Origin of the sequence: Aeromonas sp. Marseille-Q5825, from assembly GCF_946892685.1 — a bacterium.
GTDB classification, from domain to species: domain Bacteria; phylum Pseudomonadota; class Gammaproteobacteria; order Enterobacterales; family Aeromonadaceae; genus Aeromonas; species Aeromonas rivipollensis.
Window position 1 is genome coordinate 107,224 of sequence record NZ_CAMPOU010000006.1, and the last position, 18,664, is coordinate 125,887.

At 65.0% G+C, this 18,664-nt stretch carries 16 protein-coding genes; 4 read left to right on the forward strand and 12 right to left on the reverse strand.

Annotated elements, in window-relative coordinates:
- Positions 1-25: 25 nt before the first annotated feature.
- Positions 26-1,849: an ATP-dependent DNA helicase RecQ gene (gene recQ / locus OC537_RS15395; protein WP_262112550.1), complete on the forward strand. Its 1,824-nt coding sequence runs from the start codon at positions 26-28 to the stop codon at positions 1,847-1,849.
- 51 nt (positions 1,850-1,900) lie between these two features.
- Here the strand turns inward: recQ and OC537_RS15400 are convergent, their stop codons facing one another.
- Entirely contained in the window at positions 1,901-2,203 is a 303-nt protein-coding gene (locus OC537_RS15400) for a c-type cytochrome (protein ID WP_262112552.1), read from the reverse strand.
- Positions 2,204-2,307: 104 nt separating this feature from the next.
- Here OC537_RS15400 and OC537_RS15405 point away from each other — a divergent pair, with 104 nt between their 5' ends.
- The 3 genes from OC537_RS15405 (at position 2,308) to OC537_RS15415 (ending at position 4,917) form a co-directional block, all read left to right on the forward strand.
- The gene (locus OC537_RS15405; protein WP_262112554.1) at positions 2,308-3,735 is read left to right on the forward strand and encodes a protein adenylyltransferase SelO; all 1,428 of its coding nucleotides are present in this window, start codon (positions 2,308-2,310) and stop codon (positions 3,733-3,735) included.
- Between the two features lie 10 nt (positions 3,736-3,745).
- Positions 3,746-4,033, forward strand: coding sequence for a DUF3630 family protein (locus OC537_RS15410; protein ID WP_262112555.1), 288 nt, complete (start codon positions 3,746-3,748; stop codon positions 4,031-4,033).
- Positions 4,034-4,242: 209 nt separating this feature from the next.
- Positions 4,243-4,917 (forward strand): 7-cyano-7-deazaguanine/7-aminomethyl-7-deazaguanine transporter, encoded by a 675-nt coding sequence (locus OC537_RS15415; RefSeq protein WP_043554198.1) that lies wholly within the window; start codon positions 4,243-4,245, stop codon positions 4,915-4,917.
- 280 nt (positions 4,918-5,197) lie between these two features.
- Here OC537_RS15415 and rraA read toward each other — a convergent pair whose 3' ends face one another.
- From rraA to OC537_RS15475, 11 genes are all read right to left on the reverse strand, one after another.
- Positions 5,198-5,683 carry a ribonuclease E activity regulator RraA gene (rraA, locus tag OC537_RS15420; protein ID WP_005328442.1) on the reverse strand — a complete coding sequence of 162 codons (486 nt, stop codon included), beginning with the start codon at positions 5,681-5,683 and terminating at the stop codon, positions 5,198-5,200.
- Between the two features lie 266 nt (positions 5,684-5,949).
- Positions 5,950-7,374: a magnesium transporter gene (gene mgtE, locus OC537_RS15425; RefSeq protein ID WP_262112558.1), complete on the reverse strand. Its 1,425-nt coding sequence runs from the start codon at positions 7,372-7,374 to the stop codon at positions 5,950-5,952.
- A 143-nt stretch (positions 7,375-7,517) separates the two neighbouring features.
- A complete protein-coding gene (cysG, locus tag OC537_RS15430) occupies positions 7,518-8,924 on the reverse strand; it encodes a siroheme synthase CysG (protein WP_262112560.1) in 1,407 nt (468 codons plus the stop codon).
- 12 nt (positions 8,925-8,936) lie between these two features.
- On the reverse strand, positions 8,937-9,749 hold the full coding sequence (nirC, locus tag OC537_RS15435; protein ID WP_262112562.1) for a nitrite transporter NirC: 813 nt from the start codon (positions 9,747-9,749) through the stop codon (positions 8,937-8,939).
- A gap of 51 nt (positions 9,750-9,800) precedes the next feature.
- Positions 9,801-10,118 carry a nitrite reductase small subunit NirD gene (gene nirD, locus OC537_RS15440; protein WP_262112564.1) on the reverse strand — a complete coding sequence of 106 codons (318 nt, stop codon included), beginning with the start codon at positions 10,116-10,118 and terminating at the stop codon, positions 9,801-9,803.
- A gap of 106 nt (positions 10,119-10,224) precedes the next feature.
- The gene (nirB, locus tag OC537_RS15450) at positions 10,225-12,771 is read right to left on the reverse strand and encodes a nitrite reductase large subunit NirB (protein WP_262112566.1); all 2,547 of its coding nucleotides are present in this window, start codon (positions 12,769-12,771) and stop codon (positions 10,225-10,227) included.
- Between the two features lie 244 nt (positions 12,772-13,015).
- Entirely contained in the window at positions 13,016-14,104 is a 1,089-nt protein-coding gene (locus OC537_RS15455) for an ABC transporter permease (protein WP_262112568.1), read from the reverse strand.
- 2 nt (positions 14,105-14,106) lie between these two features.
- Positions 14,107-15,216 (reverse strand): ABC transporter permease, encoded by a 1,110-nt coding sequence (locus tag OC537_RS15460; RefSeq protein ID WP_111910865.1) that lies wholly within the window; start codon positions 15,214-15,216, stop codon positions 14,107-14,109.
- The gene (locus OC537_RS15465; protein ID WP_262112571.1) at positions 15,213-16,967 is read right to left on the reverse strand and encodes an ATP-binding cassette domain-containing protein; all 1,755 of its coding nucleotides are present in this window, start codon (positions 16,965-16,967) and stop codon (positions 15,213-15,215) included. Before OC537_RS15465 ends, OC537_RS15460 begins: the two co-directional genes overlap by 4 nt.
- Positions 16,964-17,932, reverse strand: coding sequence for a secretion protein HlyD (gene hlyD, locus OC537_RS15470; RefSeq protein WP_262112572.1), 969 nt, complete (start codon positions 17,930-17,932; stop codon positions 16,964-16,966). The genes OC537_RS15465 and hlyD overlap by 4 nt, the downstream gene beginning before the upstream one ends.
- Positions 17,933-18,017: 85 nt before the next feature.
- Positions 18,018-18,650, reverse strand: a complete 633-nt coding sequence (locus tag OC537_RS15475) for a TetR/AcrR family transcriptional regulator (RefSeq protein ID WP_262112573.1) — start codon at positions 18,648-18,650, stop codon at positions 18,018-18,020.
- Between the last annotated feature and the right edge of the window lie 14 nt (positions 18,651-18,664).

The window sequence follows — 18,664 nt, forward strand, 5'->3', positions numbered from 1 at the left end:
GAATGGCGACCCCAAAGGAGAGCCCATGACCGCCATTGCCGACACCTTGCCCGATACCCCCCTTGCCCTGCTGCAGGCGGTCTTCGGCTACCAGCAATTTCGGCCTGGCCAGCTCGAGATCATCGAACAGATAGTGGCGGGGCGCGATGCCCTGGTGCTCAAGCCCACAGGTGGCGGCAAGTCGCTCTGTTACCAGATCCCGGCGCTGTTGCGGCCCGGGCTCGGGGTGGTGGTCTCCCCCCTCATTTCGCTGATGAAGGATCAGGTGGACAGCCTGCGCGCCAACGGCGTGGCGGCTGTCTACATCAACTCGGCCCTGAGCCGGGAGGAGATGATCCAGAACTTCGCCGCCATGCGTCGCGGCGAGATCAAGCTGGTCTATGTCTCCCCCGAGCGGCTGCTGCAGCACGAGTTTCTGGATCGGCTGGCAGAGCTGCCCCTCGGGCTGTTCGCCATCGACGAGGCCCACTGCGTCTCCCAGTGGGGCCACGATTTTCGCCCCGAATACGCGGCGCTGGGGCGGCTCAAGCAGTGGTTCCCCCAGGTACCCGTGGTGGCGCTCACCGCCACCGCAGACGAGGCGACCCGCAGCGACATGCTGCATCGCCTCGAGCTGAACGACCCCTTCATTCACACCGCCAGCTTCGACAGACCCAACATCCGCTACAGTCTGGTGGAGAAGTTCAAGGGGGCTGAGCAGTTGCTGCGCTATGTGCAGAGCCAGAAGGGCAACTGCGGCATCGTCTACTGCTCCAGCCGCAACCGGGTGGAAGAGGTCGCAGAGCGGCTCTCCCGCCACGGCTGCAAGGCGGCGCCCTATCATGCGGGCCTGCCGCTGGATCAGCGGCTGCGCACCCAGGATGCCTTCCTCAAGGACGACGTCGAGATAGTGGTGGCGACGGTGGCGTTCGGCATGGGCATCGACAAGCCCAACGTTCGCTTCGTGGTGCACTACGACATTCCGAAGAACATCGAATCCTACTATCAGGAGACCGGCCGGGCCGGCCGTGATGGCACCCCCGCCGAGGCGCTGCTGCTCTACGATCCCGCCGACATAGGCCGGGTGCGGCGCCTGCTCGACAACATAGAGAACCCCCAGCAGCTGCAGGTGGAGCAGTACAAGCTCAACGTGATGGCGGCCTTCGCCGAGGCGCAGACCTGCCGTCGCCAGGTGCTGCTCAACTACTTCGGCGAGTACAACGACAAGCCGTGCGGCAACTGCGACATCTGCCTGGATCCCCCCAAGAGCTATGACGGCACCGAAGATGCCCAGAAGGCGCTCTCCTGCGTCTGGCGGGTGGGGCAGAACTTCGGGGTGGGTTATGTGGTGGAGGTGCTCAGGGGCTCGCTCAACCAGCGCATCAAGGATCACGGCCACGACAAGCTGTCGACCTACGGCATCGGCAAGGATCAGAGCCACGAATACTGGATGAGCGTGATCCGCCAGCTGATCCACAAGGGGTTGCTGACCCAGAACATCACCCGCAACCTGGTGTTGCAGCTGACCGAGGCGGCCCGCCCCGTGCTGCGCGGCGAGGTACCGCTGGCCCTGGCGGTGCCGCGGCTGCAGCCCATCTCCAGCCGCAAGGAGAAGCGCAGCGGCCTGCTCGACAATGCCAACTACGACAAGCGGCTGTTCAAGGAGCTGCGGGCCCTGCGCAAGCAGATCGCCGAGGATGAAGAGGTGCCGCCCTATGTGGTGTTCAACGACGCTACCCTGGTGGAGATGGCCCAGCTGATGCCGATGACCGAGGACGAGATGCTGGCCATCAACGGTGTCGGCCACCGCAAGCTGGAGCGCTTCGGCGAAGCCTTTATGGACCTTATCATCGAGTATTGCCGGCGGTAGGGTCGATTAGTGCAGCGTAATCGACCGCATCGGGGATAGGGCGTCGCCAGGCTACTTCAAGCTGGCGTAATAGGCCGCCAGATTCTCCATGTCCGCCTCGTTCAGCATCGCCATGAAGGGGGCCATCAGCGGCTCGGTGCGACTGCCCTCCTTGAAGGCTTTCATCTGTTTCAGCAGATAGGCAGAGTTCTGGCCGGCCAGATGGGGATAGACGGGGACGGTCGCCTTGCCATCCACCCCATGACAGGCGGCGCAGACAGTCGCCTTGGCCTTGCCCGCTTCGATGTCGGCGGCCTTGGTCTGATGTCCCCAGGCCAGTGCCAGCAGGGGCAGGGCATATATCCATTTTTGCATTGTTTTCTCCGTGAAATGAAATAGCGCGATCGCCTGTTAGCCTGTGCGGGCAGACGGCGGTATAAAGAGTGACACGAGCATACGCAGGGACGAATCACGCCACCATGAAGTTGATCAACACTTTCGCCACCGAACTGCCCTGGGCCTGCGAGCCTGTGGCCCCTCAGCCCCTGCGTGAGCCCAGGCTGCTGCACCTCAATCAGGAGCTGCTGCGGGAGCTGGGGCTGGACGGGGTCGGTGAGGCTGACTGGCTCGCCTGCTGCGGGCTGGGGCAGCCGTTGCCGGGCATGCAGCCGGTGGCCCAGGTCTATGCGGGGCACCAGTTCGGTGGCTACAGCCCCCGGCTCGGCGATGGTCGTGCCCTGCTGCTGGGGGAGCAGCAGGCGCCGGACGGCCAGCGCTGGGATCTGCACCTGAAGGGGGCGGGCAAGACGCCCTTCTCCCGCTTCGGCGACGGCCGTGCCGTGCTGCGCTCCAGCATCCGCGAATACCTCGCCTCAGAGGCGCTCCATGCCCTCGGCATCCCGACCACCCGAGCCCTGGTGCTGGTGGGCAGTGACGAGCCGGTCTACCGGGAGCAGGTCGAGAGCGGGGCGACAGTGCTGCGCACAGCGCCTAGCCACCTGCGCTTCGGTCACTTCGAGTATTTTGCCTGGAGCGGCCAGGGGGAGAAGATCCCGCAGCTCATCGATTATCTGCTGCGTCACCACTTCCCCGAACTGGAGAGCGGTGCCGAGCTGTTCGCCGAGGTGGTGCGGCGCACCGCACGCCTCATCGCCAAGTGGCAGGCGGCGGGCTTCTGCCACGGGGTGATGAACACAGACAACATGTCCCTGCTCGGGCTGACCCTGGATTACGGCCCCTACGGCTTCATCGACGCCTATGTGCCCGACTTTGTCTGCAACCACTCGGATCCGGGTGGTCGCTACGCCCTGGATCAGCAGCCGGCGGTGGGTTACTGGAACTTGCAGAAGCTGGCCCAGGCGCTGGCGGATCAGGTGGATGGCGAGGCCCTGGCGGCGGCCCTGGCCCAGTACGAGCATCAGCTGATGTTGCACTACTCCGAACTGATGCGGGCCCGACTCGGCCTGGAAACCTGGGAGGATGAAGACCCGGCCCTGTTCCGCCAGCTGTTCCAGCTGCTGGCGGAACATCGGGTGGACTATCACCTCTTCCTGCGCCGTCTGGGTGAGCTGACGTCTCAGGGGGAGTGGCCCGCCTCCCTGCTGGCGCTGCTGCCGGATCCCGCCCCCTGGCAGGGATGGCTCGACGCCTATCGGGCCCGGCTGGCCCGGGAAGGGAGCCAGGATGCGGCACGCAAGGCGCGGATGGACGCCGTCAATCCCAAGTACGTGCTGCGCAATGCCCTGGCCCAGCAGGTGATAGACGCCGCCGAGACGGGGAACATGGCGCCGTTCGAGCGGCTGTTTGCTGCCCTGCAGCACCCCTATGACGAGCAGCCGGAATACGAGGATCTGGCGACCCCGGTTCCCCAGTGGTATTGCGGTGGCGAGCTCTCTTGCAGCAGTTGAGGAGTGAAGGATGAACTGGCGGGTAACGCAGGTGGATGCCGAGTCGGCCGTGCTGCTGCTGACCTATCCCGGGCTCTGCTGGGACAACTTCCCTGCCCTGGCCGAGGAGCTGGTCGAGGGGTGGGAGCTTATACCGATCGAGCGGGAGTGGGGGGCGGATCGCCACAGCTGGCTGCTGGAGTTCGAAGGCAGCCGGTTGCGGCTGGAGTATGAGCAGTACAGCGGCTGCTGGCTGGAGGCGACACACCCGGACGACAGGGAGGTGGTGCTCTGGCTGGGTCGGCAATATGGGGCATGAGTCCCGATGGTGGTTGCCGGGCCCGTCGCACAAGCATTGAATTTCCGGCCTGGGGCCTGTGACGTCGCCCTTCGACGATGATTGCCGCAGGCTGAACCAGCAGCATAAGGATTGAACTATCCGTGTCGGGGCGTATAATCTCGCCCCTCAATTATCGCCAATGGTGGCGGTATGGGTTCCCTAACCCCATTAACCAAAAAGGTCACAATATGAATCTGACCCCTGCTCAGCACCAGACGGCGCTGGTGCGTCTCTCGTTGTTCCACATCCTGATCATCGCCAGCAGCAACTACCTGGTGCAGCTGCCGATCACCATCTTTGGCTTCCACACCACCTGGGGTGCCTTCAGCTTCCCGTTCATCTTCCTGGCCACCGATCTGACGGTGCGGATCTTCGGCGCCGGACTGGCCCGCAAGATCATCCAGACCGTGATGCTGCCGGCCCTGGCCGTTTCCTATGTGCTCTCTGTGCTCTTCTTCGAAGGCAGTTATCAGGGCATGGGCAACCTGGCGGAGTTCAACCTCTTCGTGGCGCGCATCGCCCTGGCCAGCTTTATGGCCTATCTGGTGGGCCAGTTCATGGATGTGGTGGTGTTCAACCGCCTGCGGCTGCTCAGGGCTTGGTGGGTGGCACCCGCGGCCTCGACCCTGTTCGGCAACCTGGTGGATACCATCGCCTTCTTCAGCATCGCCTTCTGGCGCAGCACGGATCCCTTCATGGCCGAGCACTGGGTCGAGATAGCGACCGTGGACTATGTGTTCAAGCTGCTGATAAGCCTGGGATTGTTCGTGCCGCTCTACGGTGTGCTGCTGCGCTACCTCAGCCGCAAGCTGGTGGGGGAGGCCGGCCTGGCCGGTCTGCAAACGGCAACACGACAAGCCTGACGAGAATGACCACCCGCGCGGTGGTCATTTTTTTGCACTTTTTATAAATAAGGCTTGCACAGTTAAATGAGAATGATTATTGTTAACTTGTTTTCCGGGAAAGACTTCATTCGTTCCAACGTGATGGACTTCTTGTGAAGGCACGACATTGCTCACATTGCTTCCAGTTAAGGGGCCAGTTGTTTACTGGCCCTCTTTTTTTGTCTTTTTTTGTCTTTTTTCAGCAAGTTGCAGCCATAAAAAATGGGAGCCAAGGCTCCCATCTTCAGTCTGTGTCGGCTCATTCTATGTCGAGCGCATCGGGGGAGAGGATCACCCCTGTGGTATCGGCGTAGAGGTGATCATCCGGCAGGAAGGTGACGCCGCCGAAGTTGACCGGCAGATCCGTCTCTCCCACATCCTTGTGGTCGGCACCGACCGGGATGGCGGCCAGGGCCTGAATGCCGATATCCAGATCCTCCAGGATGTCGACCTCACGCACGCAGCCGTAGCAGACGATGCCTTCCCACTCGTTTTCCGCCGCCGTGGTGGCGATCTCGCTGTCGATCAGGGCCCGGCGCATGGAGCCGCCGCCGTCGATCAGCAGCACGCGGCCGACGCCGTTCTCCTTGACGACTTCACGGATGAGACCGTTCGATTCGAAGCATTTGACCGTGGTGATGACGCCGCCGAAAGAGGCACGGCCGCCGAAGGAGCAGAGCATGGGTTCGAGTACATCCACCATGTCCTGATAGATGTCGCACAGTTCTGAAGTGTTGTATTCCATTGAGTCAAATCCACCGCTGGAAACAGGTGGATCCAGTATAAGGAGTGGGACTGGCATTTCAATGAATATTCCTTGAACAAGCATGGGGATAAGAGACTGCACATGGATTCCCTGCAGCCCATCGCCGGGTCGCCGAGAGACTCAGAGCATCGAGCTGCCATGGGGGACTTTCATCACTCGCCTTGCGGGTCAGGGGCATGTGCTCGTCCTCCCGGCTGAAAAGCAAAGGGGCCATCAGGCCCCTTCGTATTGGCGCCGATCCGGTACTAGAGCAGGAACAGGGTCGCCAGCCCGAGGAAGATAAAGAAGCCGCCGGTGTCGGTGATGGCGGTGATCATCACGCTGGCCCCCACCGCCGGATCTCGCCCCAGCCGACTCATGGTCATGGGGATGATGACCCCCATCAGGGCCGCCACCAGCAGGTTCAGCACCATGGCGAGCGTCATCACGGCGCCCAGGGCCGCATCCTGATAGAGGAAGTAGGTAGCGACTCCCATGGTGCCACCCCACACCAGGCCGTTGATCAGCGCCACCCCCAGCTCCCGCCACAGCAGGAAGGAGACGTTGCCCGGCTGGATGTGCTGCAGCGCCAGGGCCCGCACTATCATGGTGATGGTCTGGTTGCCTGTGTTGCCGCCTATCCCTGCGACTATGGGCATCAGGGCCGCCAGCGCCACCAGCTGCGAGATGCTGTGCTCGAACAGACCTATGACCCGCGAGGCCACGAAGGCGGTGCAGAGGTTGAGGGCGAGCCAGGCCCAGCGGGTCTTGACCGCCTTGGCGACAGGAGCGAACACATCTTCTTCCTCGCTGATCCCCCCCATGCGGCGCAGATCGGTGTCGCTCTCCTCATAGACCAGGTCCACCACCTCGGCGACGGTGAGCCGTCCCATCAGCTTGCCCTTGCCATCCACCACGGCGGCGGAGACGAGATCGTCCCGCTCGAAGGTACGAGCCGCCGCCTCGTCGTTATCTTCCGGATCGAAGGTGACGGGGTTCTTCTCCATCACGTCTTCCACCCTGGTCTCCGGCTTGTGCAGCAGCACTGTGGTGAGGGGTAGTTCCCCCTGCAGCCGGTTGCGTCTGTCGGTGACGAACAGCTTGTCGGTGTTGGCGGGGATCTTGCCGAGCTGGCGCAGATAGCGCTGCACAGTCGCCAGGCTTATGTCCGCCCGCACCGTGATCAGCTCGAAGTCCATCATGGCGCCGACTGTGTGCTTGCCGTAGCGGATCACCTCCCGCACCCGGTCGCGCTGGTCGGGGGCCATGGAGGTGAGCAGTCGACCCATCAGATTGCGGGGCAGGTATTGGCCCAGATAGATCTGATCGTCTATGTCGAGGGTGCGCAGGGCGTGCAGCAGCGCCTTGTCGCTCATGCCGCTGATGAGGCTGTCCCACACCGTCTCCGACGCCTCCACCAGGATCTGGCCGTGGCGCTCCGGGTCTACCTGCTGCCAGAGCACCTGGCGCTCGTCCGGCGGCAGGGACTCCAGGGCATCGGCGACGTCGGCGGCCGGCAGGCTGTTGACCAGGCGCGTCAGCTCGCTGGTCTGATCCCGCAGCTCGGCGTCCTGCACCCCTTGGGGATCGAGCAGGCTGTCGGTGAGGGCATCGTCGGCCAGCAGCAGGGTGAGGATGCGGGCTCTGTCGTGTTCACGCTGTTTGGCGCTGTTCTTGGGGGGGAGAGACATGCAACAAGATTCCTGAATTCGGTTGGCCGGATGGCCTTGCTCCATAGGATACCAAATTCAAAACAAGAGGTTATGACAGTAAATGCAGGATAAAGAAACGCCACCCCAAGGTGGCGCTTTCAATACTGGCGTTGGGCCTAGTCTCAGGCCGATGCCGCGATCCGCACTGCGTCGTTGTCCTGGCCGAACCAGGCGAGCTTGTCCGCCAGGGTCACCACTGAACCCACCATGATGAGGGCCGGGCTCTCGACGCCGATGGCCAGCTCCGGCAACTGGTCCAGGGTGCCGCGAATGACCCGCTGGCAGGGTTGGGTGCCGCGCTCGATCAGCGCCACCGGGGTGTTGCCCTGCTTGCCGTGGGCCAACAGTTGCTCGCGGATCACGGCGCAGGATGAAAGCCCCATATAGAACACCAGGGTCTGTTTGTCCTTGGCCAGCAGGGGCCAGTCGAGATCCTGGGCGCCCCCTTTGCCGTGGGCGGTGACGAAGCGCACGCTCTGGGCGTGATCCCTGTGAGTCAGCGGAATGCCGGCGTAGGCGGCGCAGCCACTCGCCGCCGTGATCCCCGGCACCACCTGAAAGCCCACGCCGCTGCCGACCAGCGTCTCCAGCTCCTCGCCGCCCCGGCCGAAGATGAAGGGGTCGCCCCCCTTCAGCCGCACCACCCGCTGTCCCTTCTTCGCCTCCTCCAGCAAGAGTTGGTTGATGCCCTCCTGGGGCACGCAGTGGTTGCCGGCCTGTTTGCCGACGAAGATGCGTCTGGCATCCCGTCGCACCAGCGCCATCACCTCGTCCGACACCAGGCGGTCATAGACCACCACATCCGCCTGCTGCATCTGGCGCAGGGCGTGCAGGGTGAGCAGGCCGGGATCCCCCGGGCCTGCTCCCACCAGGATCACCTCGCCCTTGGCAGCGGCATCCTCGGCAAAGAGCGTGTCGGCCAGCTGGTTGGCGGCGGCCTTGTCGCCGCGCGCCAGCGCCTGACCGAGGCGGTCGGCGCCGAGCAGTCGCTCCCAGAACTGGCGTCGCTCCCCCATGCTGGCGAAGCGGGCCTTGACCCTGTCTCTCAGGCCGCCGGCAAAGGCCGCCACGGCGCCGAGATGCTGGGGCAGCAGGGCTTCCAGCTTCTCCCGCAGCAGCCGGGCCAGCACAGGGGCCTTGCCGCCGGAGGAGATGGCCACCATTAGCGGCGATCTGTCGATGATGGACGGCATGATGAAGCTGGATCGTTTGGGGTCGTCCACCACGTTGGCGAAAATCCTCGCCTGGTTCGCGCTCTGGTAGACCAGGGCGTTGACCTCGCGCCGATCGGTAGCGGCCACCACCAGCCATTTGCCCGCCAGCTGCTGCGGCGCGAATTCACCGGCCAGCCACTCGATGCTTCCGTTGGCGGCCAGTCCCGCCAGCTCGGGGTCGAGCGAGGGGGAGACCACCGTCAGTCGGGCGCCGGCGTCCAGCAGCAGGCGCGCCTTGCGCGCCGCCACCTCACCGCCGCCAACCAGCAGCACGGGTTTGTTGTCGAGTCGGCAAAAGATGGGCAAGTAGTCCATGGGGCCTCCGGATCAGGCGGTTTGGGTCTGGCTGGCGGTGGCGCTGGCGTCGGTCACTGGGACGGGACGCTCCGCCTTGGGGGTGGCATACCAGTAGCCCAGCCCCATGAAGAGCGCGCCGGAGACTGTGTTGCCCAGGGTGACCCACAGCAGGTTGTGGCCTATGCCACCCAGGGTGTAGGCCTCGGAGTGGGCGCCGAACCAGGAGAGGGCGAACAGCGTCATGTTGGCGATCGAGTGCTCGTAGCCGGAGGCGATAAAGGCCAGCAGGCACCACCAGATGGCGATGAACTTGGCCGCGCCCTCGGTGCGCAGCGCCATCCAGATGGCGAGGCAGACCAGCCAGTTGCACAGCACGCCCTTCATGAACAGGGTCAGGGCCGGCGCCTGGGTCTTGGCCAGTGCCACCTTGTGGGCCAGGCTGCCCGCGTCCGGCAGCAGGCTGCCGCCGTAGGAGTAGATCAGCGCGACGAAGATGGAGCCGAGCAGGTTGCCGGCCCAGGTCTGGGGCAGGATGCGCAGCAGGTCGGCCATGGAGATCCTGCCCGTCTTCACCCCGAAGGTGAGGAACATGGTGTGGCCGGTGAACAGCTCGGAGCCGGCGATGATCACCAGGGTCAGGGCTATGCCGAAGGTGGCCCCCATCACCAGCGGACGAATGCTGGGATCCACCAGGTTGCCCAGGGTGAAGATGAGTATGATGCCGAGGCCCACATAGGCCCCCGCCATGGCGGAGCTGAGCCAGAAGCCGAGCTTGTCGCTGCGCTCGAAGCGGTTGATGCGGGCCGCATTGGCGGCGCACTTGTTGATGGTGTCTGTATACATGCTGGCTCTCTTTAAGCGGGCCGCCCGCAGGCAGCCCTGATGTGTATGGGATTAGACGGCGACCCAGACCTGCTGGTCACGCACTTCAACGGCATAGGCCGCAATCGACATGGCCGGATTCTCGAAGCAGTGGCCGTCGCTCAGGCGAAAGCGCTGCTTCTTGAGGGGGCTGGCGACCCAGAGCGCGCCGTCGTGTTCACAGATGATGCCCCGCGACAGCACGTTGGCGGCGAAGAAGGGATCCCGGTTGTCGATGGCGAACACCTCGGCGGCCGCGCTCGGGCGGAACAGGGCGATCTGACGACCCTCGATCAGAGCGCAGACGCCGGTTCCCGGCAGGATGTCGTTGAGTTGGCAGGCGAATTTCATGATTGAACCTCCACATCGAGCGAAACAGGCATATTCTGGCGCCCTTCCAGCAGGGCGCAGACGCCGGTGCCAGGGAGTATGTCGTTGAGTTGACAGGCTAATTTCATCATTTGGTCTCCACCTCGATCTGGTAGACGGGGATGCGCTCGGCCGGGGTCGCGGGTCTGTGTTGGTCGCGCTCGCTGACGAACTGGACGTCTGGGTCGCGCTTGTCGCTGTTGATGAAGTGGCTGAAGCGCTTGAGCGCTTCCTCTTCGTTGAGGGTGCGCGACCATTCGCACTCGTAGCTGTCGATCAGCACCTGGATATCGCGTTCCAGGGTCTCGGCCAGCCCCAGCTTGTCGTGGACTATCACCTCGCGCAGGTAGTCGACGCCCCCTTCCAGATTGCCGAGCCAGACCGAGGTGCGCTGCAGTTTGTCGGCGCTGGTGACGTAGAACATCATAAAGCGGTCGATCAACCGGACTAACGTCTCGCGGTCGAGGTCCGAAGCCAGCAGGTCCGCGTGGCGCGGTTTCATGCCGCCGTTGCCGCCCACATAGAGGTTCCAGCCCGCGTCTGTGGCGATGATGCCGACGTCTTTACCCTGCGCTTCCGCACATTCACGGGTACAGCCGGAGACCCCGAACTTCATCTTGTGCGGGGTGCGAATGCCCTTGTAGCGGTTCTCGAGGAAGACCCCGAGGCCGACGCTGTCCTGTACGCCGAAGCGGCACCAGGTGCTGCCGACGCAGGTCTTGGCCATGCGCAGCGCCTTGGCGTAGGCCTGACCTGTCTCGAAGCCCGCGGCCAGCAATTTGCGCCAGATGGCGGGCAGATCGTCCTTCTGGGCGCCGAACAGGCCGATGCGCTGGGCGCCGGTGATCTTGGTGTAGAGCTTGTAGTCGCGGGCCACTTCGGCCACCGCCAGCAGCCCTTCCGGGGTCACTTCGCCACCGGCCATGCGCGGGATGACGGAGTAGCTGCCGTCTTTTTGCATGTTGCCGAGGAAGATGTCGTTGGTGTCCTGCAGCTGGGTATTCAGCGGGCTCAGCACATGCTCGTTCCAGCAGGAGGCGAGGATGGAGCCGACGGTCGGTTTGCACACTTCGCAACCATGGCCCTGACCATGCCTGGCCAGCAGCTCGTCGAAGCTCTTGATCCCTTCCACCTTGACCAGGTGGAACAGCTCCTGACGGGAGTGGGGGAAGTGGGCGCAGAGGTGGTTGTTGACCTCTATGCCCTGCTTCACCAGTTCGGCGTTGAGCACCTGGCTGATGAGCGGCACGCAGCCGCCGCAGCCGGTACCGGCCTTGGTGTGCTGCTTGATGGCGGCGAGGGTGGTGTGACCCTCGGCCACCGCCTGGGCTATGTCGCCCTTGGAGACGTCGAAGCAGGAGCAGATTTGGGCGGTTGAAGGCAGGGCATCTACCCCCAGGGTCGGCTTGGCCCCGGCGTAGGCGGGCAGGATCAGGGTGTCCGGGTGGCTCGGCAGCGGCATGGCGTTGAGCATCAGCTGCAGCAGGTTGCCGTAGTCATCCACGTCACCCACCAGCACGGCGCCAAGCAGACGGCTGTTGTCTTCGCTCACCACTATCTTCTTGTAGACGCCGGCCTGGTCATCCTGGAATACATAGCTGTGGCTGCCAGGGGTGCGGCCATGGGCATCACCGATGGAGCCGACGGAGACGCCGAGCAGCTTGAGCTTGGCGCTCATGTCCGCCCCCTCGAAGCGGCTGTCGCCGCCGAGCAGGTGGTCGACGGTGATCTGGGCCATCTTGTAGCCCGGCGCCACCAGCCCGAAGAAGCGGCCCTGCCAGGCGGCGCACTCGCCGATGGCATAGATGTCGGGGTCTGAGGTGAGGCAGTGATCGTCGACAGCTACGCCGCCGCGCTCGGCGATGGCCAGTTCGCTATAACGGCCGAGGGTGTCCTGCGGGCGGATGCCGGTGGAGAAGACCACCACGTCCACCTCAAGCTGACTGCCGTCGGCAAAGGCGAGGCGGTGTTTCGCCTGCTCACCGCCATGCATCAGGATCTCGCTGGTGCTCTTGCTGGTGTGTACCTGCACCCCCATGGATTCAATCTTGCGGCGCAGCAGCTGGCCGCCCTGACCGTCGAGCTGCTCCGCCATCAATACCGGGGCGAACTCCACCACGTGGGTCTCGAGGCCCAGCGCCTTGAGGGCACCGGCCGCCTCCAGCCCGAGCAGACCACCCCCGATCACCACCCCGCTCTTGCCGCTCCTGGCGGCGCTGCGGATGGCTTTCAGATCCTCTATGGTGCGATAGACGAAGCACTCGTGGTGCTGACTGCCCTGGATGGGCGGCACCCAGGGGTAGGAGCCGGTGGCCAGCACCAGCTTGTCGTAGCCGACCACGGTGCCCTTGTTGGAGTGCACCTCGCGGGTTGCCCTGTCGATTTTTTTCACCGCTTCGCCGAGCAGCAGGCGGATGCCGTGCTTCTCGTAGAAACCGGGTTTGACGAGGGAGAGATCTTCGCTGGTGTGGTGGGAGAAGTAGGAGGAGAGATGGACACGATCGTAGGCGGGACGCGGTTCTGCACCGAAGACGGTGATCTCGAACCGGTCCGGATCGGATCGCTCGATCAACTCTTCGATGAAGCGGTGCCCCACCATGCCGTTGCCGATGACGGCCAGCCTGACTTTGCTCATGATTGCCTCTGATTTGGAGTAATAAAACATCATTCTGAAGCTAGGCTACCCAGTCGACGGGGGCGGTCGATTGATGCAAATCAAGTGTCTATTTATATATCTCCTCAGGGGTAATTCGAGGGAATTCAAACTTATACATAAATGGGTATACCAGTTGACGGTTTTCGTGCCCGGCGTGGCTGCTGGCCCCGGTCGAGTGCCGGTATGGCGGGCAAGGGCCCGACCCCTGGCAGGGGCCGGGTCATCAGGCGATATGGCGGCGGAACATGGCCAGCGCCAGGGAGAGGGAGACACCGGCGATGGCGAGCAGAGGCCAGAGCAGGGGCCAGGCCGCCGACCAGCCGAGATCCTTGAGGAAGACTCCCTTGAGCAGCAGGATGAAATGGCTAAGGGGATCCACGGCCGCCAGCCACTGGAACAACAGCGGCATGTTCTCGATGGGGGAGACGTAGCCGGAGAGGATCACCGCCGGCACCATGAAGGAGAAGACCCCGAGAAACGCCTGCTGCTGGGTCGAACAGAGGGACGAGACGAAGAGCCCTATCCCCGCCAGCGCCAGACCGTAGCAGACCATGCCTGCCATCAGCAGCGTGGTGCTGCCGCCAAACGGCACCTGATAGAGGAAGCGGGCCGCCAACGCGACTATGGTGCCCTGGCCCACCGCCACCAGAATGCCGGGCACCGCCTTGCCCGCCATGATCCAGCCTGCGGTGAGGGGGGAGACCAGCAGCTGATCGAAGGTGCCCTCTTCCCGCTCCCGCGCCACCGACAGGGCGGTGACGATGAGGCAGCCAATGGTGGTGATGATGGCCACCAGGGAGGGCAGTATGTGCCAGCTGAACTCTATGTTGGGGTTGTAGAGGTGGCGCACCGTGAGCTCCGGCAGCCCCTTGCCCTCGCTCTGCCAGCGGGCGATCACCTGGCTGATGTAGCCTGCCGCCACCTGACCCCCGTTGGAGCGGCGCCCGTCGATGATCAGCTGCACCTTGGCAGTGTCGCCGCGCGCCAGGCGGCGGGAGAAATCCTGTGGAATGATGAGGCCGATCAGGGCCTGCTGCCCAGTGATGGCATCTGTCATCCCAGCCTCGCCCGCCACCGGCATCACAGTGGTGAAGGCGGGCATGTGGGTGAGGCGCTCGATGAGCTCCCGGCTCTGCACCCCCCCATCCTGGTCGTAGATGGCGAGGGTGTTGCCGGTCACCTCCAGGGTGGCGGCGAAGGGGAAGAGGGCCGTTTGCAGCAGCACCGGCATGATGAGCAGGAAGCGTCCCTGGGTATTGCCCATCAGGGCCTGCAACTCTTTTCGGATCAGCCACCAGAGTCGGATCAGCATGTTTACTCCAGGGTGCGCCGCGTCTTGCGGGCGGTGAGGGCCAGCCAGAAGGCGGCCAGCAGCAACAGGCAGACGCCGTTGACCAGCAGGATGGAGAGCACGTTGCCCGCCTGGTAGAGGGTCTGCAACGAGCTCGCGAAGTAGCGGGCCGGAATGAGGTGGGTGATGGCTCGCAACAGGGGCGGCATGCTGGCGATTTCGAACACGAAGCCCGAGAGCATCATGGCCGGCAGAAACGCCGCCGTCAGCGCGGCCTGGGCGGCGTTGAACTGGCTGCGCATCACTGTGGAGAGAAAGAGCCCGAGCCCGAGGGCGCTGCCGAGAAACAGGGTGGTGAGCACGAACAGGGAGATCAGCGAGCCGCGCCAGGGCACCCCCATCACGGCTACCGAGAAGAGCAGGCAGATGAGCATGGCGGCGATGCCGAGCCCGTAGTAGGGCAACAGCTTGGAGAGCAGCAGCTCTGTCTTGGTCACCGGGGTGGCGAGTAGGGCCTCCATGGTGCCGCGCTCCCACTCCCGGGCCACCACCAGGGAGGTGAGCAGGGCGCCTATGATGGTCATCACCACGGCGATGGACCCGGGCACCAGGAAGTTGCGGCTCACCAGGGCCGGGTTGAACCAGGCGCGGCTCTCCACCGCCACCGGCAGGGAGACGCCCTCCCTGACGAGCCACCCCTGCCAGATCCCCTGCACGTAGTTGGTGACGAAGTTCGCCGTGTTGGGTTCAGAGCCGTCGGTGAGCAGCAAGACCCTGGGGGTGCCGCCGCCCTGGCCCGCCATGGCACGGGAGAACCCCTCGTCGATCACCAGCAGGCCGCGGATCTCGCCGCGCTCAAGGCTGCCGAGCAGCGCCTCCTTGCTCGGACCGCCCTGCACCTCAAGGGCGTTCGAGCCGCGCAGGGCCTGTTCGAGGCGGATGGCCGGTGCGCCGCCGTCGGTGCGCCAGATGCCGAGTCGCAGGTGGTCCACGTCCAGGTTGATGGCGTAGCCCATCACCACCAGCAGCACAACCGGCATGATGAAGGCGATCAGGATGCTGCTGGGGTCGCGCACTATTTGCAGGGACTCCTTGTGGCACAGGGCCAGCAGACGGCGACGGTTGATGCTCATGCGTCCTCCTCGCTGGCCTGCTCGACCAGCGTGATGAAGGCCTCTTCCATCGTTGGTAATGAAGAGGTTGGCAGGGAGAGGGTGACCCCTCCGGCGGCACTGGCCTTGAGTTCGTCCGGGGTGCCGAGTGCCAGCAGGCGGCCTCGGTAGATGAGGGCGATGCGGTCGCAATACTCCGCCTCGTCCATGAAGTGGGTGGTGACCAGCACTGTCACCCCGTGATCGGCCAGGGCGTTGATGTGGGACCAGAACTCCCGCCGGGTCACAGGATCGACCCCCGAGGTGGGCTCGTCGAGGAACAGCAGCGGCGGCTCGTGGAGCAGGGCGCAGGCGAGGGACAGGCGCTGGCGCAGGCCAAGGGGCAGGGATTCCGTCTGCTGGCCGAGCCAGGGGCCGAGGGTGAACGCCTTCACCATGGCGTCGATGCGCGTCTGCTGCTGGCGACCGAACAGGCCGTAGATGCCGGCGAAGAACGACAGGTTCTGGGCCACGGTGAGCTGCTTGTAGAGGGAGAACTTCTGGGCCATGTAGCCGAGGTGCTGACGCGCCGCCGAGGGGCTGCGGGCCAGATCGATGCCGGTCACCAGCGCCTGCCCGCTGCTTGGGCGCAGCAGGCCGCACTCCATCTTGAAGGTGGTGGACTTGCCCGCACCGTTGGGGCCGAGCAGGCCGAAGATCTCCCCCCGGCGCACCGCGAAGCTGACGTCGTCGGTGGCGGTGAAATCGCCGAAACGCTTGGTGAGGCGGCGGGCCTCGATCACCGCCTCCTGGGAGACCCCCTCGGGCAGGCTGGCCTCGCGCATCAGCTGCGCCAGGCTGGATTCCCCACCCGGGCCTCCCCCCAGCAGATCGATAAAGGCATCTTCGAGCCGGGCAGGGGTCGGTACGAAGCCGCCCTCCGAGAGGCCGAGCTCCGCCAGGGGAGGCGGCATCTGGTCCGGGTGCAGCAGCAGACGCACCCGCTCCCCCGCCACAGTGCCGTCCATCACAGCCGGGTGAGCCAGGGCGCGGCGCAGCAGGGCGCGCCGCTCACGGCCATCCAGTTCTCCGGCTTCCAGCAGCCAGCAGCGGCTCGCCATGGCCCCCATGAGTGTCGCCGGGGTGCCGCTGGTGCGCACCTCGCCGTCCGCCATCAGCAGCACGTGGTCGCACAGCTCGGCCTCATCGAGGTAGGCGGTGCTCCAGAGCACCGTCATGCCTCCCTGGGCCAGCTCGCGCACCATCTTCCAGAGGGCGCGGCGGGAGATGGGATCGACCCCGACCCCGGGCTCGTCGAGCAGCAGCACGTCCGGGGTGCCGAGCAGGGCGCAGGCCAACCCCAGCTTCTGCTTCATTCCCCCCGACAGCTTGCCCGCCGGCCGTGCGGTGAAGCGGGCGAGATCGGTGAAGGCGAGCAGGCGCTCGAAGGTGGGGCTGCGCTCTGGCTCCAGCACCCCGCGCAAGTCAGCATAGAGGTTGAGGTTCTCCTGCACGCTGAGATCCTCGTAGAGCCCGAACTGCTGTGGCATGTAGCCCAACCGCTGACGTAGGGCATCCCCCTCGCGCTCCGGATCCAGCCCCAGCACCCGGATTTCCCCGGCCTCCGGTACCAGCAGACCGGCCAGCAGGCGCAGCAGTGTGCTCTTGCCCGCGCCGTCCGGCCCCACCAGGCCCGTGATGCCGCCGCTCGGAATGGTGGCCGAGATGGCGTTGAGGGCCACCCGTTCGCCGAAGCGCTTGGTGACCCCGGCGAGCTGGATGGCGGCGTTCATGGCTGCAGCCTGACGGTGACCGGCATCCCCTGGCGCAGGGCAGAGTCAGGATCCTGCACCACTATGCGCAGCCGGTAGACCAGGTGGGTGCGAAGATCCGGCGTCTCTACGGATTTGGGGGTGAACTCGGCGGTAGGGGAGACAAAGCCCACCACCCCCTGATAGGGCTTGTCCGGCCTTGAGTCGGTAGTAAGGGTCACCTTGGCACCGCTCGGGAAGTGGCCGAGCCAGGGCTCCTCCACATAGGCGCGCACCCAGACAGGCGCGGTCAGTGAGAGGTTGAAGGCGGTGGCTCCCGGCTGCACCATGCTGCCAGTCTCGATGGCGCGGGTGAGGAGGATGCCGTCGCTGGGGGTTGTCAGCACGGCGTCGGCGAGCGCCAGTTCGGCGCTGGCCAGCGCCGCTTTGGCCCCTTGCAGCTGGGCATCGGACTGGGCTATCTCCTCCGGGCGGTAGCCGGTCTCGAGCTGGCCGAGCTGCTCGCGGGCGGAGCGCACCTGGGCCTGGGTCTGATCCCGCTGGGAGCGGGCGCTGTCGAGCTGGCCACGGGAGATGGCGCCGGTCGCCGCCAATGTGCTCTGGCGACGCCACTGCTGCTCTGCCTCGAGCGCAGCCGCCTCGGCGGCGGCCAGCTCGGCCCGGGCACGGTCTGTCTCTTCCCTGCGATACCCCTTGTGGATCAAGGCGTTGGCCGCTTCGATCGCGGCCAGATTGGCTCGGGCGCTGTCGCGTTGGTGGGTGAGGGGCACGGGATCGAGACGCGCCAGCGGCTGACCCGCCTTGATGACGTCCCCCTCATCGACCAGCACCTCGCTGACCCTGCCGCCGACCCTGAACGCCAGGTTCACATCGCGGATGTCGACGTTGCCGTAGAGGATGGAGCCGTCGGCCGGGCGGCCCTGCCACCAGAGGTAGCCGCCGATCAGGGCCAGCAGCACTGCCAGGATGGCGATGCGTTGTTTCATGTCGGATCTCCTTGGGGGCGGCCCTGCCACCAGAGGTAGCCGCTGATCAGGGCCAGCAGCAGGGCCAGGATGGCGATGCGTTGTTTCATGCGGGATCTCCTTCGGAGCGGCGCAGGCCGCGCAGGGCCCACGTCAGGCGTTGCCGGGCGGCCTCGGGATTGTCTATCTGGGACAAAAACGGCGCCGCCTCCGGAGGCAGCCAGCCGAGCTGGCGACCGCCACCGGCGATCACCAGGGGCAGACCGACGGAGCCCATGATGAAGATCATCAGCTGCAACGGGTTGCCCGCCACCAAGGATCCCTCCGCCTGCGCCTTCTGAACCTGCTCGAGCAGCAGCAGGGGGTGGCGGCGCGGCAGGCTCAGCAGAAAGCGCTGGGCCGCGCTCTCGCCGGCCAGGGCATCGCCAAACAGGTGATTGATGAAGCTGCGCTGGCGCGCCACCAGGGCGATCACCGCCACCATGGTGGCCTCGAAGGTCGCGAGGGCAGAGGGGTAGGTGCCGCGGGCAGCCACCGCTTTGAGCTCATCAAAGAGGGGGGCGTACCAGAGCTCCACCAGCTCGTCGATGAAGGCGTCGCGGTGACCGAAGTGATAGACGAAGGTGCCGAGATTGACCTCGGCGGCCGCCGCCAGCTCGCGCACAGTGAGGCCGCGCAATCCCTTGTCGGTGGCGATCGCAAGGCCCGTATCGAGCAGTTTTTGACGAGTGGGGTGCATCTAGCAAGGCTCCT

Excerpts from the sequence above, each read along its gene's own strand:
- recQ (WP_262112550.1), top strand. The coding sequence starts at position 26 with ATGACCGCCATTGCCGACACCTTGCCCGATACCCCCCTTGCCCTGCTG.
- OC537_RS15400 (WP_262112552.1), bottom strand. The coding sequence starts at position 2,203 with ATGCAAAAATGGATATATGCCCTGCCCCTGCTGGCACTGGCCTGGGGA.
- OC537_RS15405 (WP_262112554.1), top strand. The coding sequence starts at position 2,308 with ATGAAGTTGATCAACACTTTCGCCACCGAACTGCCCTGGGCCTGCGAG.
- OC537_RS15410 (WP_262112555.1), top strand. The coding sequence starts at position 3,746 with ATGAACTGGCGGGTAACGCAGGTGGATGCCGAGTCGGCCGTGCTGCTG.
- OC537_RS15415 (WP_043554198.1), top strand. The coding sequence starts at position 4,243 with ATGAATCTGACCCCTGCTCAGCACCAGACGGCGCTGGTGCGTCTCTCG.
- rraA (WP_005328442.1), bottom strand. The coding sequence starts at position 5,683 with ATGGAATACAACACTTCAGAACTGTGCGACATCTATCAGGACATGGTG.
- mgtE (WP_262112558.1), bottom strand. The coding sequence starts at position 7,374 with ATGTCTCTCCCCCCCAAGAACAGCGCCAAACAGCGTGAACACGACAGA.
- cysG (WP_262112560.1), bottom strand. The coding sequence starts at position 8,924 with ATGGACTACTTGCCCATCTTTTGCCGACTCGACAACAAACCCGTGCTG.
- nirC (WP_262112562.1), bottom strand. The coding sequence starts at position 9,749 with ATGTATACAGACACCATCAACAAGTGCGCCGCCAATGCGGCCCGCATC.
- nirD (WP_262112564.1), bottom strand. The coding sequence starts at position 10,118 with ATGAAATTCGCCTGCCAACTCAACGACATCCTGCCGGGAACCGGCGTC.
- nirB (WP_262112566.1), bottom strand. The coding sequence starts at position 12,771 with ATGAGCAAAGTCAGGCTGGCCGTCATCGGCAACGGCATGGTGGGGCAC.
- OC537_RS15455 (WP_262112568.1), bottom strand. The coding sequence starts at position 14,104 with ATGCTGATCCGACTCTGGTGGCTGATCCGAAAAGAGTTGCAGGCCCTG.
- OC537_RS15460 (WP_111910865.1), bottom strand. The coding sequence starts at position 15,216 with ATGAGCATCAACCGTCGCCGTCTGCTGGCCCTGTGCCACAAGGAGTCC.
- OC537_RS15465 (WP_262112571.1), bottom strand. The coding sequence starts at position 16,967 with ATGAACGCCGCCATCCAGCTCGCCGGGGTCACCAAGCGCTTCGGCGAA.
- hlyD (WP_262112572.1), bottom strand. The coding sequence starts at position 17,932 with ATGAAACAACGCATCGCCATCCTGGCAGTGCTGCTGGCCCTGATCGGC.
- OC537_RS15475 (WP_262112573.1), bottom strand. The coding sequence starts at position 18,650 with ATGCACCCCACTCGTCAAAAACTGCTCGATACGGGCCTTGCGATCGCC.